The sequence below is a fragment of the Terriglobales bacterium genome (assembly GCA_035651655.1).
Taxonomy (GTDB): domain Bacteria; phylum Acidobacteriota; class Terriglobia; order Terriglobales; family Acidobacteriaceae; genus DASRFG01.
Window position 1 is genome coordinate 105,993 of record DASRFG010000014.1, and the last position, 15,021, is coordinate 121,013.

Annotated in this window: 13 protein-coding genes; 10 read left to right on the forward strand and 3 right to left on the reverse strand. The window is 56.2% G+C overall.

Translation table 11 applies throughout. The annotated features are described in order from the left end of the window. Positions 1 to 23: 23 nt before the first annotated feature. The 5 genes from VFA76_06265 to typA all read left to right on the forward strand — a co-directional run bounded on the left by VFA76_06265 (position 24) and on the right by typA (position 6,457). Positions 24 to 1,043: a homocysteine S-methyltransferase family protein gene (locus tag VFA76_06265; GenBank protein ID HZR31439.1), complete on the forward strand. Its 1,020-nt coding sequence runs from the start codon at positions 24 to 26 to the stop codon at positions 1,041 to 1,043. 82 nt (positions 1,044 to 1,125) lie between these two features. Beyond that, positions 1,126 to 1,947 carry a glucosamine-6-phosphate deaminase gene (locus VFA76_06270; GenBank protein HZR31440.1) on the forward strand — a complete coding sequence of 274 codons (822 nt, stop codon included), beginning with the start codon at positions 1,126 to 1,128 and terminating at the stop codon, positions 1,945 to 1,947. Positions 1,948 to 1,984: 37 nt separating this feature from the next. Then, entirely contained in the window at positions 1,985 to 3,307 is a 1,323-nt protein-coding gene (locus VFA76_06275; protein HZR31441.1) for an MFS transporter, read from the forward strand. Between the two features lie 39 nt (positions 3,308 to 3,346). Further along, positions 3,347 to 4,555, forward strand: a complete 1,209-nt coding sequence (gene manD, locus VFA76_06280) for a D-mannonate dehydratase ManD (GenBank protein ID HZR31442.1) — start codon at positions 3,347 to 3,349, stop codon at positions 4,553 to 4,555. A gap of 69 nt (positions 4,556 to 4,624) precedes the next feature. Then, positions 4,625 to 6,457: a translational GTPase TypA gene (gene typA / locus VFA76_06285; GenBank protein HZR31443.1), complete on the forward strand. Its 1,833-nt coding sequence runs from the start codon at positions 4,625 to 4,627 to the stop codon at positions 6,455 to 6,457. A gap of 7 nt (positions 6,458 to 6,464) precedes the next feature. Here the strand turns inward: typA and VFA76_06290 are convergent, their stop codons facing one another. From VFA76_06290 to VFA76_06300, 3 genes are all read right to left on the reverse strand, one after another. After that, entirely contained in the window at positions 6,465 to 7,436 is a 972-nt protein-coding gene (locus tag VFA76_06290; protein ID HZR31444.1) for an SMP-30/gluconolactonase/LRE family protein, read from the reverse strand. An 18-nt stretch (positions 7,437 to 7,454) separates the two neighbouring features. Then, positions 7,455 to 8,270, reverse strand: coding sequence for a c-type cytochrome (locus tag VFA76_06295; GenBank protein HZR31445.1), 816 nt, complete (start codon positions 8,268 to 8,270; stop codon positions 7,455 to 7,457). Between the two features lie 122 nt (positions 8,271 to 8,392). Next, positions 8,393 to 8,851, reverse strand: a complete 459-nt coding sequence (locus tag VFA76_06300) for a RidA family protein (protein ID HZR31446.1) — start codon at positions 8,849 to 8,851, stop codon at positions 8,393 to 8,395. Positions 8,852 to 8,921: 70 nt separating this feature from the next. On the opposite strand from VFA76_06300, the gene VFA76_06305 reads away from it, so the two are divergent. From VFA76_06305 to VFA76_06325, 5 genes are all read left to right on the forward strand, one after another. Continuing rightward, positions 8,922 to 9,710, forward strand: coding sequence for an RraA family protein (locus VFA76_06305; protein HZR31447.1), 789 nt, complete (start codon positions 8,922 to 8,924; stop codon positions 9,708 to 9,710). 94 nt (positions 9,711 to 9,804) lie between these two features. Continuing rightward, entirely contained in the window at positions 9,805 to 10,680 is an 876-nt protein-coding gene (locus VFA76_06310) for an IclR family transcriptional regulator (GenBank protein HZR31448.1), read from the forward strand. Between the two features lie 14 nt (positions 10,681 to 10,694). Then, positions 10,695 to 12,053, forward strand: a complete 1,359-nt coding sequence (locus VFA76_06315; GenBank protein HZR31449.1) for a hypothetical protein — start codon at positions 10,695 to 10,697, stop codon at positions 12,051 to 12,053. Between the two features lie 24 nt (positions 12,054 to 12,077). Next, positions 12,078 to 13,706 (forward strand): PQQ-dependent dehydrogenase, methanol/ethanol family, encoded by a 1,629-nt coding sequence (locus VFA76_06320; GenBank protein ID HZR31450.1) that lies wholly within the window; start codon positions 12,078 to 12,080, stop codon positions 13,704 to 13,706. A gap of 20 nt (positions 13,707 to 13,726) precedes the next feature. Next, positions 13,727 to 14,980: an aminotransferase class V-fold PLP-dependent enzyme gene (locus VFA76_06325; GenBank protein ID HZR31451.1), complete on the forward strand. Its 1,254-nt coding sequence runs from the start codon at positions 13,727 to 13,729 to the stop codon at positions 14,978 to 14,980. The last annotated feature ends 41 nt before the right edge of the window (positions 14,981 to 15,021 follow it).

The window sequence follows — 15,021 nt, forward strand, 5'->3', positions numbered from 1 at the left end:
ACAGGTGAAGCACAGGAGACCACATGAAAAAGGGAATTCTGCAGAGGTTGAAAGAAGGACCAGTCCTCGGCGATGGCGGTTATCTGCTCGAGTTGGAAAAGCGCGGCTGGGTACGCGCGGGTCCGTTTACCCCGGAGGTTGCGCTGATGCATCCGGAAGCGCTGCGTCAGCTGCACATAGAGTTTCGCGAGGCGGGGGCGGAAGTATTGCAGGCGCTTACGTTTTATGCCAGCCGCGACAAGCTTGCTACTGTCGGTTTGGAGAACCGGCTGGAAGAATTGAACCGCGCCGCCGTCGGCATCGCTCGCGAAGTTGCAGGAGACTACTGTCTGGTCGCCGGCAACCTGAGCCTCACCTGGATGTATGAACCGGATAGCCCAGCGGCCAAAGACCGAGTGCGCGCCACCTTTGACGAGCAGCTCGGAGTCCAGGTAGACGCCGGTGTGGACTTCATCATCGGCGAAACTTTCTCCTGGCTGGGGGAAGCGCTCATTGCTGTGGAGCGCGCCAAAAGAACCGGCCTGCCGACCATGGTGACGATCTGCTTCGAAAACACCGATGCCACCGCGGAAGGTAAATCCGCGGCCGACGCCGCTAAAGCGCTGGTTGATGCCGGTGCGGACATCGTGGGCATGAACTGTCTGCGTCCCCCGGAACACATGCTCGCTTCGCTCGAGGAGATGCGGCGTGCGGTCCCCAATACATACATCGCTGCTCAACCGGTGGCCTATCGAACCCCGGCGGACCATCCCGACTTCACCAGCCTCCCTGAATTTCCCTTCGAACTCGATCATCTGCAACTTAGCCGCAAAGACATGGCGGACTATGCCGAGCGTGCGAAGCGAATCGGGGTGAACTACATCGGTGCCTGCTGCGGCGCCGTGGCGACGCACATCCGGGAGATGGCGCGAGTACTGGGAAAGATGAACGCCGACAAACGGCCATGGAAGCTTGATTACGGCAAGCCTATGTCAGCTTATGAGTACTACAACCATGATCCGGCAGCGGTCGGAGCGGCTCCTGCGCAGGCAAAGGCCAAATAGGCAGAACGGGCGTTACATCTTTTTAGCCGTCAGATTTTCACCACGTGAGAAGCGCGCGGGCGTCCTCCGCGGCTCTTATATAATGCCGGCTCCGACAAGTGGAATGCGCTGGCTGGCGCCCGGAGAGCACGCCGTGGTCCTCAGGATTTTTGACGACAAGGTTGTACTCGGCCAAGCGGCTGCCGAGCAGGCTGCTAACGCCATACGCAAAGCTATAAAGGCCCGTAGGCAGGCTCGGATTATCGCTGCCACTGCCGCTTCGCAGAAGGAATTTCTCCAGGCGCTCACCAAACAGCCACAGATTGACTGGGAGCGCGTGGAAGCTTTTCATCTGGACGAGTACATTGGCCTGCCCATTATTCATCCGGGCAGCTTTCGCAGGATGCTTCTGGAGCAGTTGATCCAAAAAACTGGGATCAAGAAATACCACTTGCTCGATGGCGATGGCGACGCCGGGACAGTTGTCCGCCGGGAAGGTGCCGCGCTCGCGTCGGCCCCGGTTGATATCGCGTTTCTTGGCATCGGCGAGAATGGCCACATTGCCTTTAACGACCCGCCCGCAGATTTCAAAACTGAAGAGCCCTACCTTATCGTCAATCTCGACGAGGCTTGCCGGCGCCAACAGGTAGGCGAGGCTTGGTTCGCGGACATCTCGCAAGTGCCAAAACAGGCAATTTCCATGTCTGTTCAGCAGATCCTGAAATCGGAAGAGATCATTGCGGTCGTCCCGGACTCGCGCAAAGCGCAAGCCGTCAAGGCCTGCTTCGAAGGCGAGGTCAGTCCCATGGCGCCAGCCTCGATATTGCGCACGCACCCCAATACGACAATTTATCTCGATAAGAATTCCGCTGCGCTGTTGAGTCCGGCGTTGCGCTCCGCTGCCGGCTCGATCGCAAGTAAGTAATGGCTGTTGCTCAGTGACTCCGGTAGCATTACCCGCGATGGCGACGGCCGGACAAATCACATCCACCAGGCCCCGCGCGATTCCCGCCCTGCGCTGGTGGATCGGTGGTCTGCTGTTTGCCTCAACGGTTATCAACTACATTGACCGGCAGACGTTGTCGTTATTAGCCCCTTACCTCAAGCGGGACTATCACTGGACGAACACCGATTACGCCAACATCATTGTCGCCTTTCGGGTGGCGTATTCGATCGGACAGACTCTGTGCGGCCGCATGATGGACCGCATTGGCACCCGGCGTGGGTTGAGCATCGCGGTGGTCTGGTACTCCATCGTATCCATGTTCACTGCCTTTGCCCGTGGCTTCTACAGCTTCGCTGGATTCCGCTTCCTGCTGGGGGCCGGCGAATCGGCGAACTGGCCAGCTGCCACCAAAGCCGTTTCCGAATGGTTTCCCAAACGTGAGCGTGCCCTTGCCACTGCTCTGTTCGATAGCGGGTCTTCTATCGGCGGCGCCATCGCGCCCTTCATTGTCCTGGGGATTTTCTTTCGTTGGGGATGGCGGCCGGCATTCATGATTCCGGGCGTGCTTGGTTTCATCTGGCTGATTGCCTGGCGGTGGCTCTACTACCCTCCCGAACGCCACCCGCGAATCAACGAATCTGAGCGCCAGATGATTTTGGCTGATCGAAGTGAGTCCGAGCACCCGAACGGCGCGCGGCCGCGATGGCGCGATCTTCTGAAACTGCCGCAGACCTGGGGAGTGATCATCGCCAAAGCGCTGCCCGATCCGGTGTTCTTTTTCATCGCTGACTGGTTTCCCATTTATCTGGTTGCAAAAGGTATTGAACTCCGGGGCAGTCTGGTCGCCATTTGGATTCCATTCATTGCAGCCGATGTCGGCAGTTTTTTCAGCGGCGCCTTATCGGGCTATTTGATCAAACGCGGATGGTCGTTGGGCGCGGCCCGCAAGTCGCTGATCATTTTCGGCGGCATCGGCGTAACGCTATTGATCCCCACGATATTTACAACCAACCTGTATTTGATCGCCCTGCTATTCGGCATGGCAACCTTCTCATACGCATGTTTCACCACGATGGCGAATGTATTGCCCGCTGATCTCTACAACAGCGATTCCGTTGCGTCGGTAAGCGGACTTAGCGGAACAGGCGCGGGGATCGGCACCATCATCGCCTTTGAACTCGTCGGGCATTTTTCCGATGCGCGCCAAGCCATGGGCACGCATTCCTTTGATCCGATCATGGTCGCTGCGGGCTTGGTGCCGCTGGTGGGAATGGTTCTGGTATTGTTGCTCGTCCGTAATACGCGAGCCACGGAACAAGGTTTGGTGCGCAGAATTTGAACCTTGGAAACAGCCCTGTGATTTGATTGAGGAGCACGCTTGAAGATCACTGAAGCCAAGGTGTTGATCACCAGCCCGGGAAGAAATTTCGTCACGCTAAAAATTTCGACCGATGAAGGTATTTATGGTTTGGGCGATGCTACTCTGAACGGCAGGGAACTCTCAGTAGCCTCATATCTCTCCGACCACCTTGCACCGACGCTCATTGGACGCGATCCCTTTCAAACAGAAGACATCTGGCAGTACCTTTACCGCGGCGCTTATTGGCGTGGTGGCCCGGTCACCATGGGCGCGATTGGCGCAGTGGACATGGCGTTGTGGGACATTAAAGGCAAAGCCCTGAACACTCCGGTTTATAACCTGCTCGGCGGCAAGAGCCGCACCGGGGTGCTGGTTTACGGCCATGCCAACGGCCGCGACATTAATGAAACGGTGGATGAGGTTGGCAAATACATCGCCATGGGATACAAAGCAGTTCGCGCCCAGACCGGTATTCCGGGGTTGCCCTCGACCTATGGCGTCGCCAAGGACAAACTGTTTTACGAGCCAGCGGAAAAGGGACTGCCACCCGAGAACGCCTGGTCAACCGAGAAATATCTAGTCCATGTCCCCAAGCTTTTCGAATCCCTACGAATGAAGTATGGCGACGACATTCATCTGCTGCACGATGCTCACCATCGACTCACACCCATTGAGGCCGCCAGATTGGGGAAAAGTCTAGAGCCTTATCATCTCTTCTGGCTGGAAGACGCGGTCACAGCTGAGCTGCAGGAGGGCTTCCGCATTGTCCGGCAGCACACTACCACTCCGCTGGCCTTGGGCGAAGTGTTCACCTCCATCTGGGATGCACGCATCGTCATCAGTGAGCAACTGATCGATTACATTCGCATGACTGTGGCGCATAGCGGCGGGCTTACTCATCTGAAAAAAGTTGCCGCATTTGCCGAGCTCTACCACGTTCAGACTGGGTGCCACGGCGCCACTGACCTCTCCCCAGTCTCCATGGCAGCGGCATTGCACTTTGATATTGCAGTGAACAACTTCGGAATTCAGGAATACATGCGGCACACCAAAGAAACCGACGAGGTATTTCCGCACCACTATTCCTTCAAAGACGGCTATCTGCACCCCGGCGACGCTCCCGGCTTGGGCGTGGACTACAACGAGAAGCTTGCAGCTAAATTTCCCTATGACCGCGCCTACCTGCCGGTGAACCGCAAATTGGATGGGACCATGTGGAACTGGTAAGCTCCGCCTTCAGCCGGCGCGCATCAGCGTGCGTTTATAATTAACCAAGCACTCCTTGCGAGAAACCCATTGAGTATCCAGCTTCGTAACATTGCCATCATTGCCCACGTAGATCACGGGAAAACTACCCTGGTCGATGCCATGCTCCGCCAGAGCGGGGTCTTCCGCGCCAACCAGGAAATGATCGAACGTGTGATGGACTCGAATGAACTGGAGCGCGAACGTGGAATCACCATTCTGGCCAAGAACACGGCGATTCAGTATGGCGACATCAAGATCAACATCGTGGATACGCCCGGCCACAGCGACTTTGGCGGGGAGGTCGAGCGGGCCCTGAAGATGGTTGACGGTGTGATGCTGCTGGTGGATGCCAGTGAAGGCCCGCTCCCGCAGACACGATACGTGCTGAGTAAAGCCCTCGAAGCCAAGTTGCCGCCGGTGGTAGTGATCAACAAAATTGATCGCGCTGACGCGCGGCCTCAGGAAGTCCTGAACGAGATTTACGATCTCTTCATTGATCTTGATGCCGCTGAAGATCAGCTCGATTTTCCTGTGCTCTACACCAATGCCAAGCTAGGAACGGCGACCACCGATCCGAAGAAGGCTGGCGAAGATCTGCAGCCGCTCTTTGAAGCTATCGTAAACACGATTCCTTCTCCTTCCGGAGACGCCGACGCCACCCTGCAAGTGTTGGTGGCGAACCTCGACTACAGCGACTACCTCGGCCGGCTAGCGATTGCACGGGTTTTCAATGGCACGCTGCGGACCGGGCAAGAAGTTGGGATCTCCAAGCTCGATGGATCTCTGGAAAAGGTAAAGATCACAAAGCTGTTCACCTTTGACGGCCTGAAGCGCGTTGACGTGACTGAAACCAATCTGGGCGATATTGTCGCGGTCGCCGGCGTAACCGGCATCACTATCGGTGAGACCATCACATCGGTAGATACTCCCGCGCCTTTGCCTAACGTCGCCATTGATGAGCCGACTATCGCCATGCAGTTCACCGTGAATACGTCACCATTCTCCGGAAGGGAAGGACAGTACGTCACTTCGCGCCACCTGCGCGAGCGGCTGGAAAAAGAACTGCTCACCAATGTTTCCATCAAAGTTGAGGATACCGACAGCAAAGACACGTTTACCGTGATGGGGCGGGGCGAGCTGCAGCTCTCAATTTTGATTGAGATGATGCGTCGGGAAGGCTATGAGCTGATGGTTGGCAAGCCGCAAATCGTAACTAAAAAAATCAGCGGCAAACTAATGGAGCCGGTGGAGCGGCTTACCACTGACATCCCAGAGGAATTCGTCGGTGTAGTCATGGAAAAGCTGGGCATGCGTAAAGGCGAAATGCAGAAAATGCATAATCACGGCTATGGTCGCGTGCGCATGGAATTTCGCGTCCCTAGCCGCGGGCTGATTGGCCTGCGGAGCGAGTTGCTCACGGATACGCGCGGCACGGTAGTTATGAATTCTCTATTTGATGGCCACATCGAGTGGCAGGGCGAAATTCCGCATCGCGTTACCGGGGCGCTGGTCGCCGATCGTAACGGTCCCACCACCGCATATGCGCTGTGGAATCTTCAGGAGCGCGGCGAGCTGTTTGTCGGTCCCGGAGTGGAAGTTTACGAGGGTATGATTATCGGTGAGAACTCGCGCGATAACGACCTCGACGTCAATGCCGTTCGCGAGAAGAAACTTACCAACATGCGCTCTTCTACCGCGGATGAGGCAATCCGATTGGTACCATTTCGTACTCTGAATCTGGAGCAGGCGATTGAATTTATTGCCGACGATGAATATGTCGAAGTAACGCCCAAGTCTCTCCGCTTGCGTAAGAAAATCCTTCAATCAAATCGCCGGCCGAGGAAGAACGCCGTGCCTGCCGAAATTTCTGCCACCGAGTAGCTGTGCGTTAATGATAGGGGATGTAGCCGTGAGTCTTAGTCCGTAGCTTATAAATGGACGTGGTCGCGGTGATGTAAAGAGTGCGGTAATCTTTGTCGCCCCACGCCAGATTGGCCGGCTGCTCGGGCATCACGATTGTTCCTAAGTGGTTTCCATCCTTGTCCCACACCCATATCCCCTTAGGCCCGGTGACGAACAGGTTTCCCTCGCGGTCAACCTTCATGCCGTCCGGCACGCCTTCATGGTGTCCGCCCGGTTCCTCGCCAAAGACGCGGCCATTCGTTAGCCCACCGTTCTTGGCCACGTCATAAACTCTGATGTTTCGCTGCTCACTGTCGTCCACGTAGAACCGCTTGCCGTCTGGCGAAAATGCCAGGCCGTTGGGCTGCGACAGGTCTTTGGTCAGCAGCGTGACGCGCCCATTGGCTCCCAGGCGGTACACGCCCTGGAACGGGATTTCCTGCTTCTCGCCTTTCGGTAAATCCAGTGTGGGATCGGTGAAGTAGATGGCTCTGTCCGGGCCGATGATCACATCGTTGGGGCTGTTGAAACGCTTCCCTTGATAGCGGTCCGCAAGGATCGAATTGTGGGAACCGTTCACCCAAATAATTGCACGCATCACACTCGCGCAGTCAATCAGCCGATGACGCGAATCGAAGGTATTGCCGTCAGGGTCACCCAGCTCGATAAGGGTTTCTTTTCTCCCATCCGTCTTGTTGGTATAGACACGGAAAATCTTGTTCGCGATTTCGTCACTCACATACAAGAAGCCGGCCGGGTCCCACACCGGCCCCTCGGTAAACCCGAAGCCGCTGGCGACAACGCTGGGCTTCGCCTTGGGGTCCACCAGTTTCCAGAACGCTGGTGATTGCGCCTGCAACTGGAAGCTGCGCGGATGGGATTCCTCCTGTGCCCTTGAACCGCTTGGCAGAAGAATGCCCAGCAAAGCTAGCGCCGCTACAGACCTAAGAGTTCTCATAATTTATTTCTGAGCGGTTTAACGATCGTTCTCTTTGTTCCGCTCGCTGGCGCTTGAGGCTCCCTCTTCGGCCTCCTTCGGTGCTGCAACGCTGATTAGATAACTAACAATGTCGTCCAATTCCTGTCGGCTAAGTCTGGAAGAATAGTCAGAGGGCATAAGGGATTCTGACGGGTACTCTACCTTGGCGAGTTCATTCTTCATGAAAAGATGAAAGGCGCCATCCAGCGTTTGTAGCTGCAATGAGAAGTTGTCTTCATTCCGTGCAATGCCCGTAAAAGTCCGGCCCTCACGGGTTAATATCACCACATGGCGATCGTGCGGCCCCAAATTTTTTGCCGGTTTAGTAATCGCATCGCGTACGTCGTCCACTGATTCTGAGGCGCCATACGCCGTCAGGTCCGAGCCAATGAAGCCGCCTTCCCCTCTTACCATGTGGCAGCGGGAGCAACCGGCCTTCCCGAAGAAAAGTTTCTTGCCGCCCTCCGCGTTTCCCGGCAAGGTGGCATGTTGAAACTTGCCTTGCAGGATGCGCAAATAACTGACCACGGCATGAATGCCGGAGTTGCCAATGGAGTGAAATGATGGCATCCCTCCCCCGGGTCGGCCGCTATCAACAATGCCGAAGAGCTCATCTTCGGATAGGCGTTGCACCTCGCGGCGAGTGGCTATGTCAGGAGCTCGTTCGCTGCCGTGCCCATCCAAGCCATGACATGAGGCGCAGCTGGAATTAAAAACCCGCTGCCCCTCAAGTGTCGCTGCCGTGTTGGTGCCATTGGGGGAAGGTGTCGGCTTTGAGCCCGGCGGTTCTTGCGACTGGGCAGTGGACAGCATGGCCGCACACAAAAGGAGCGCGACTACGCCTCTCGACCAACTAAGCTTATAAAATTCTTTTTCACACAATGAAATGTCACCGCAGTTCTTTTTTTGAAGAGCCAAAGCGCAGATTCCGTGGCCTATTTCTGCTTCACCGCAATCGCAGAAATCTCCACTCGGGCATCGTTCACCATCCCCGACACTTGGACCGTGGCGCGTGTGGGCTTGGGGTCGGGCATGATGCTCTTATACGCCTTGTTCATCTCCGAAAATTCCTTGATGTCGGACAGGTAAACCGTCACAGCGACTATATCTTTCAGCTCAAAGCCGGCCTCTTTGACTACCTTCTCCACATTTCGGAGCGTGGCCTCGGTTTCCGGGCCGATTCCCCCGGGGGCTAATTTGCCGTCTTTGCCGGTGCCCTGCTGTCCCGCAATGTAGAGCGTGTTGCCCACCGCAATTCCGTCACTGAACGGCAAGCCCTTAGGTCCGGGGATCACGTGTTTTTCCTGCCCATGGGCGAGCCCGGAACCGATCAACAGAACCGTTGCACAAAATACAACCCTGGCGCTCAGCCGTCTCCATGTGTGCGACTTCATGTCGGTCTCCTTTCCACAATTCGCGGGAAATGTTACAGTCCGCGAACATATATACAACCAGGAGCACGGAATGAACAAATTCCCCAAGTTCGCTACCGGCCACATCAGGACAGTTCTCATCTTCGTCCTTTCATTTTCGGCGGCATTCTATGGTCTGGCCCGGCTCCTTCCAGCGCAGTCCCAGGCGAGCCCGTCTGCAGGCCAGACCGGAAGCACGTCGCTCTTGGAAGGATTTCGCCACGTGGAAGTCGCATCCGTTTCGGACGCGTTGGAGCAGATTGCCGGAAAGAGAATGTACATGACCCATCGCATGCAGCCAATTTTCCCCAGTAAATTTGCCGGGTATGCGCTCACCGTGTCGCTGAAAAAGGCAGAAGCGAACAACGACCCGGCGGCCCTCAGCGGAATGATTGCAGCCATAGACCAGGGCTCTCCCGATTCGGTTTACGTTATGGTGGTTGAAGACGGAGCCGATATAGCCGGGATGGGTGGCCTCATGGGAACCGCGATGTCGGCGCGAAACTTCGCGGGTGCAGTAATTGATGGCGGCGTGCGCGACGTCGCCTATCTGAGGAAAATCGGCTTTCCGGTTTACGCACTCGGCATGGTTCCGTCCACATCCGTAAATCATTACCGCTTCGCTGGAGCCAATGTTCCGGTTACGTGTGATGGAGTGCCGGTTCAGGCTGGCGATATCGTTGTCGCCGATGCGGACGGGATTGCCGTGGTTCCACGCGCCAGGGCGCAGGAAGTTTTGACCCGCGCACAGGAGATGGACTTCAAAGAGCATTCCATGTACCCCTATATAGAAAAATACAAGTCGCTGGGTGAAGCGATCAAGAAATTCGGACGGCTGTAATTTGCCGAGAGTGGGCTATTGCATTAATGCCGTTTTCATCAGATAATCCGCACTTTCATTTTTAGGTCGGCAATTAAGTTGCGGAGATCACCCCATGCCACCTTCTGTTCAACCAAAACGTACCTACAACATCACCGCCCTTCAGCGCGGCTTGCGACTGCTCAACCTGTTTGCGAAATCGGATCAGGGCCTCACCGCCAGCCAAGTCTCTAAACTGTCGGGACTCCCGGTCAGCACCGTGCATCGCTTCCTGGTAAATCTGGACGGAACCGGTTTTCTCAACTGTGACGGCACCGGCCACTACCATCTAGGCATCGCCTGCTTCTCCATAGGCCAGGCTGCGCTGGGGCAGCTTGATATTCGTCGCCTCAGCCTGCCGTTTCTTCGCGAACTCAACCAGCAAACACGTGAGACGGTTCATCTGACTGTGCGGCATGGGCTCTCTGCGGTGTACGTGGAGAAGCTTGACTCCATGGAACCGCTGCGCATTTATTCGCGCATTGGGGCGGCGGTTCCGCTGTACTGCACTGCCGTAGGCAAGATTTTGTTGGCCTACATGCCGGAGAACGAGCGGAACGACATTCTTCAGCAGAGCCAGTTGAAGCGGCTTACGCCCAACACCATTGGCAGCATTCAAGAATTGCAGACCCACTTGCAGCGAGTGCGAAAGAACGGCTACGCCTGCGATTTGGAAGAGAACGAACCGCACATCCGCTGCATCGCCGCTCCTGTCTGGGACCATACCGGAGGAGTCAATGCCAGCCTCAGCATTACCGGCCCGGCGGTCCGCATGCCGGTCGCACGCCTGCGACAGTTGGCGCCGTTGATCCAGGATGCCGGTTTGAAGATCTCCCGGGAACTGGGCTACCAAAGCTTTCGGCCGTCGCCTGATTTGCCGCCTCGAGGCAATGTTGCCGCAACTGACATTCGCGCCCGCCACAGAGGCCCTCTCGAATCGGCCGTGAGATGAAACGTTGCGCGAGCATGGTTGTGGCAATTTGCGGTCTGATGGGCGGGGCCCTTTGGGGACAATCACCGACTGCCGCTCATGCGCCGTGCCAAATTCGCTCCGCGACTTTCGAGGGATGGAAAGCCCAAGAAATTTCGAATGATTGGGTACGACTTACTATCGTCCCGCAACTCGGAGGCCGCCTGATGCAGGTGACCTTTGGCAGCCACCCTTATCTATTCGTCAACGCCCATTATAAAGGCCAATACATTTCTCCTGCCGACGCCAAGGGACGCTGGATCAATTACGGCGGCGACAAAGTCTGGCCGATGCCCGAGGGCACCGAGGACGAGCAGCATTGGCCTGGGCCATACGCGGATCCACTCGATGATGGCGTTTACGAATTTAAGGTCCTCTTTCGCGGTCCAATGTGTACGGCGCGACTGGATGGGCCTGCCGACCCGCTAACCGGGTTGCAATATTCCCGCGACATCAGCCTCCGTAGTGACTCGCCGGAAGTCTCCTTTCACGCCGTCATGAAGAATGCGAGCGGACACCCGATCACTTGGTCAATGCAATCCGTCTCCCAATATGATTTGGCGGATGCGAAATCTCCCGGCAGCTACAACCATGATTTCTGGGCATTCACTCCGGTGAACACCAACAGCGCTTACCCCAACCGGTTTCACGTACGTTCCGGAGTGGCCGATGCGCCTGTTTTTGGAATCCACGATTCATTGTTCACCCTCCACTACTCGTACCTTGAAAACGAAATCTGGATTGATTCGACTGGCGGCTGGTTAGCAGTAGCGGACGGAGAATCGGGTTACGGGATGGTTGAGCGTTTTCGCTATCAACCGGGCGCCGATTACCCGGGCAAAGCGACCGTAATCTTCTACACCAACGGACCCAGTGTTGAAGTGCACGGCAACGACGCGGCGAAGCTGAGCGCGTCGAATCCTGACGATGCGCTTTATTACATGGAAGCCGAACTGAATAGCCCCATGGCCCGTCTAGGCCCTGGGGAAGCGTACGCCATGGATACACATTGGTTTCCCGTGCGCATGGGACGGGAGTTGTCCGCGGTGACGGATGCCGGTGTCGTAGGGCGGCCACTCAAGTGCTCCAATGTCGCAGGTGGCGTGGAACTTTCTGGAACCATCGGCGTGTTCTTCTCCGGCAAGCTGATAGCACGTGCTTACGACGCGCGCGGCGCACACATGAGTGATGTTTCTCTGCTACGAGTAGATCCAACCAGCGCAGTGGAACTGAATCAGAAAATTGAGGTCCCGCAAACGACGGGCCGTGTTTCCCTTCATCTGATTGATGATCAGGGAAGCGACCGCGGATCGTTGGGCGAAGTTGCCGTAAGCCGAACGGAAAAGGGTCACTAAGGGATGCGTTCTTGGCTGCGACTCATGAGTATGAGCGCCATATTCGGCTGCGCCGCTGCGACCATTGGCATCTCTGCGTCCGCTGGAGACGGCGCGGATTCGGCAGTCTCAACCGCTATTGATGTAACTCCCGCCGATATTGCTGCACAGCCACTGGGAGCCAATTGGCTGTCTTACAACGGCGATTACTCGGGGAAGCGTTACAGCACTCTCTCTCAAATTAACCGCAGCAACGTAGCCCAGTTGCGTGCACAGTGGGTCTTCCACGCTTCCAATGTGAGCTTCCTTGAGGTCACGCCACAGGTAGTAAACGGAATAATGTTCGTCACCGCTGCCAATGATGCTTATGCTCTGGATGCGCGTACCGGAAGAACTATCTGGCATCACGCCCGTCCGGTGACTGAAGGGTTGATCGATGACGCCTCCCAGCATGTGACGCGAGGTGTGGGCATTTGGCATTCACGAATTTATATGGAAACCGACAACGCCCATCTGCTTTGCCTGGATGCGCGCTCCGGAAATTTGATTTGGGACGTCGCTTACGCGGCCGATAACAAAAACTATGGGGCGACCAGTGCCCCGCTGGTGGTGAAAGATAAAGTTCTGGTTGGCACTTCTGGTGGAGACGACGGGGTACGCGGATTTCTTGCCGCCTATGACGCTCAGACCGGCAAGCAGGCGTGGCGTTTCTGGACGATTCCTGCGCCCGGAGAGTTTGGGTCTTCGAGCTGGCCTGGAGACAGCTATTTGCACGGTGGCGGCACCACTTGGATGCCGGGTACGTATGACCCTCAACTAAACACGCTTTATTGGACTACTAGCAACCCCGCTCCCGATTTCGACGGTACCACCCGGCCCGGCGACAATCTTTATACCGACTGCGTGCTGGCGATTGATCCCGATACCGGCAAGCTGAAGTGGTACTTCCAATTCACTCCCCACGACCTCTTCGATTACGACGCTACCGAAACCCCGGTGCTGGTTGACGCTGTTTATAAAGGCTCACCACGTAAGCTCTTGCTGCAGGCAAATCGTAACGGATTTATTTATGTGCTTGATCGGACGAGCGGGAAATTCCTTTCCGCCCTGCGGTTCGCCGAAAAATTGAATTGGGCGAAGGGAATTGACGCCGAAGGCAGACCCATACGTACCGACGTAAAGCCGACACTAGAGGGAACTCGTGTATGTCCCAGCTATGCCGGCGCAACCAACTGGTTCTCTCCTTCGTATAATCCGGCCACTCGCCTCTTGTATTTTATGGCGCTGGAAGACTGCGAGATGTTTTTCTCCAAGCCACAGGAATTCTCGGAGGGGCGTACCTATTACTCCACCGGGGTGAAACACCTTCCCGGCGAGAGGGGCGAGAAGCTGCTCCTCGCCTACAACCTGGACACAGGAAAACTCGCCTGGCGTCTGCCGCAGGTGGGTCCCGGTCACTCTGCCGGCGGGACCATGACCACCGCCGGTGGGCTAGTGTTCTTCGGAGATGATGCCCAATCATTTGAGGCGGTGGACGCGCAGACCGGTGCGCCGCTTTGGCATTTCAACACGGGCCAAACATTACATGCGTCCCCCATGAGTTATGCGGTCAATGGGAAGCAGTTTGTTGCGATCGCGTCGGGAACGGACCTGTTCAGCTTTGCGTTACCGTAGCCATGTAATCGAGAGGAGCAATGATGCGACTGAGTGCGAGTTGGAACCGCCGAAGTTTTCTGAGTACTTTGACCGTGGCTGCAGGCTGGGCCTTGGCCGGGCCGCGTAGCCTCCTTGGCCGCGCCCCGTCCCGCAGTGGCGGGCCCACAGGTTTCGGCCAGTCAGGCAATGTTTACGAAGAACTTGGCTTGGCCACCGTGATCAACGGCCAGGGGACCATGACCGTGCTCGGCGGGTCGCTGCCTCGTCCTGAGGTTGAGGCCATTATGGCCGAAGCCGGAAAGCATTTCGTCAGCATCAACGACCTTGAGGTCGCAGCCGGCAATCGCATCGCGCAAATGCTGAAGCTCCCGGATGGCTACACTGCCCTAGTAACATCCGGCGCAGCCGGAGCTATGATGTCCGGATTGGCCGGCATTCTTACCGGGGACAACGAAACCTTTATCAAACAACTGCCCGACCTCACCGGGATGAAGTCCGAAGTAATCATTCAAAAGTCACATCGCAACGGATTCGATCATCAACTGCGTGCCACCGGCATAAAGCTGATTGAAGTCGAAACTCGCGACGATGTGCGCAGGGCGGTCAACAACAAGACAGCAATGATGCACTTCTCCAACTTTGCGAATGCGGCGGGAGAGATCAAGGTGGACGAGTGGCTGAAGCTGGCCAAGGAATATAAGATTCCGGCTTTTAACGACGCGGCCGCGGATACTCCGCCGGTTTCTCATCTTTGGGATTACGCCCATATGGGATATGACCTGATCGCATTCAGCGGGGGAAAAGCTATTCGAGGTCCGCAATGCGCCGGGTTATTAACCGGTCGCAAGGACCTGGTCTCCTATGCTCTGCTGAACAACAGCCCGAATGAGGACACACTCGGTCGTGGCCAGAAAGTGGGGAAGGAAGAGATTATTGGGATGATCAAAGCTCTAGAGCTTTATCTGAACGAAGATCACGAGGCGCTCAACAAAGAATGGTGGGGAAGGCTGGATACGATTTCCCGCGAGCTCACAAAGGTGCCGGGCGTCAGCACTGCTTATTTCGTTCCTGATATCGCGAATCACGTTCCCACAATGCAGATCAATTGGGATCCCCGGCGCATCGCGCTTACCCCCCATGACGCTTCCACCTATTTGAAGGGACTGAAACCGAGAATCGTTTTGGGATCTAGCCCGATCGGTTTGGATATGAATTCATTCATGCTCAAACCCGGAGAAGACAAGATTATCGCCGACCAGTTGGTACGCATGTTTCGGGCACATGCAGCATGATATATGCCTCAGCTGCTGAAGGATGGGAATTGCCAATAGTG

What these genes read in the sequence shown, in the direction of transcription:
- VFA76_06315 (HZR31449.1), top strand. Translation starts at nt 10,695, where the DNA reads ATGGTTGTGGCAATTTGCGGTCTGATGGGCGGGGCCCTTTGGGGACAA.
- VFA76_06275 (HZR31441.1), top strand. Translation starts at nt 1,985, where the DNA reads ATGGCGACGGCCGGACAAATCACATCCACCAGGCCCCGCGCGATTCCC.
- VFA76_06305 (HZR31447.1), top strand. Translation starts at nt 8,922, where the DNA reads ATGAACAAATTCCCCAAGTTCGCTACCGGCCACATCAGGACAGTTCTC.
- VFA76_06295 (HZR31445.1), bottom strand. Translation starts at nt 8,270, where the DNA reads ATGCTGTCCACTGCCCAGTCGCAAGAACCGCCGGGCTCAAAGCCGACA.
- VFA76_06320 (HZR31450.1), top strand. Translation starts at nt 12,078, where the DNA reads ATGAGTATGAGCGCCATATTCGGCTGCGCCGCTGCGACCATTGGCATC.
- VFA76_06265 (HZR31439.1), top strand. Translation starts at nt 24, where the DNA reads ATGAAAAAGGGAATTCTGCAGAGGTTGAAAGAAGGACCAGTCCTCGGC.
- VFA76_06300 (HZR31446.1), bottom strand. Translation starts at nt 8,851, where the DNA reads ATGAAGTCGCACACATGGAGACGGCTGAGCGCCAGGGTTGTATTTTGT.
- VFA76_06325 (HZR31451.1), top strand. Translation starts at nt 13,727, where the DNA reads ATGATGCGACTGAGTGCGAGTTGGAACCGCCGAAGTTTTCTGAGTACT.
- VFA76_06310 (HZR31448.1), top strand. Translation starts at nt 9,805, where the DNA reads ATGCCACCTTCTGTTCAACCAAAACGTACCTACAACATCACCGCCCTT.
- VFA76_06290 (HZR31444.1), bottom strand. Translation starts at nt 7,436, where the DNA reads ATGAGAACTCTTAGGTCTGTAGCGGCGCTAGCTTTGCTGGGCATTCTT.
- VFA76_06270 (HZR31440.1), top strand. Translation starts at nt 1,126, where the DNA reads ATGCCGGCTCCGACAAGTGGAATGCGCTGGCTGGCGCCCGGAGAGCAC.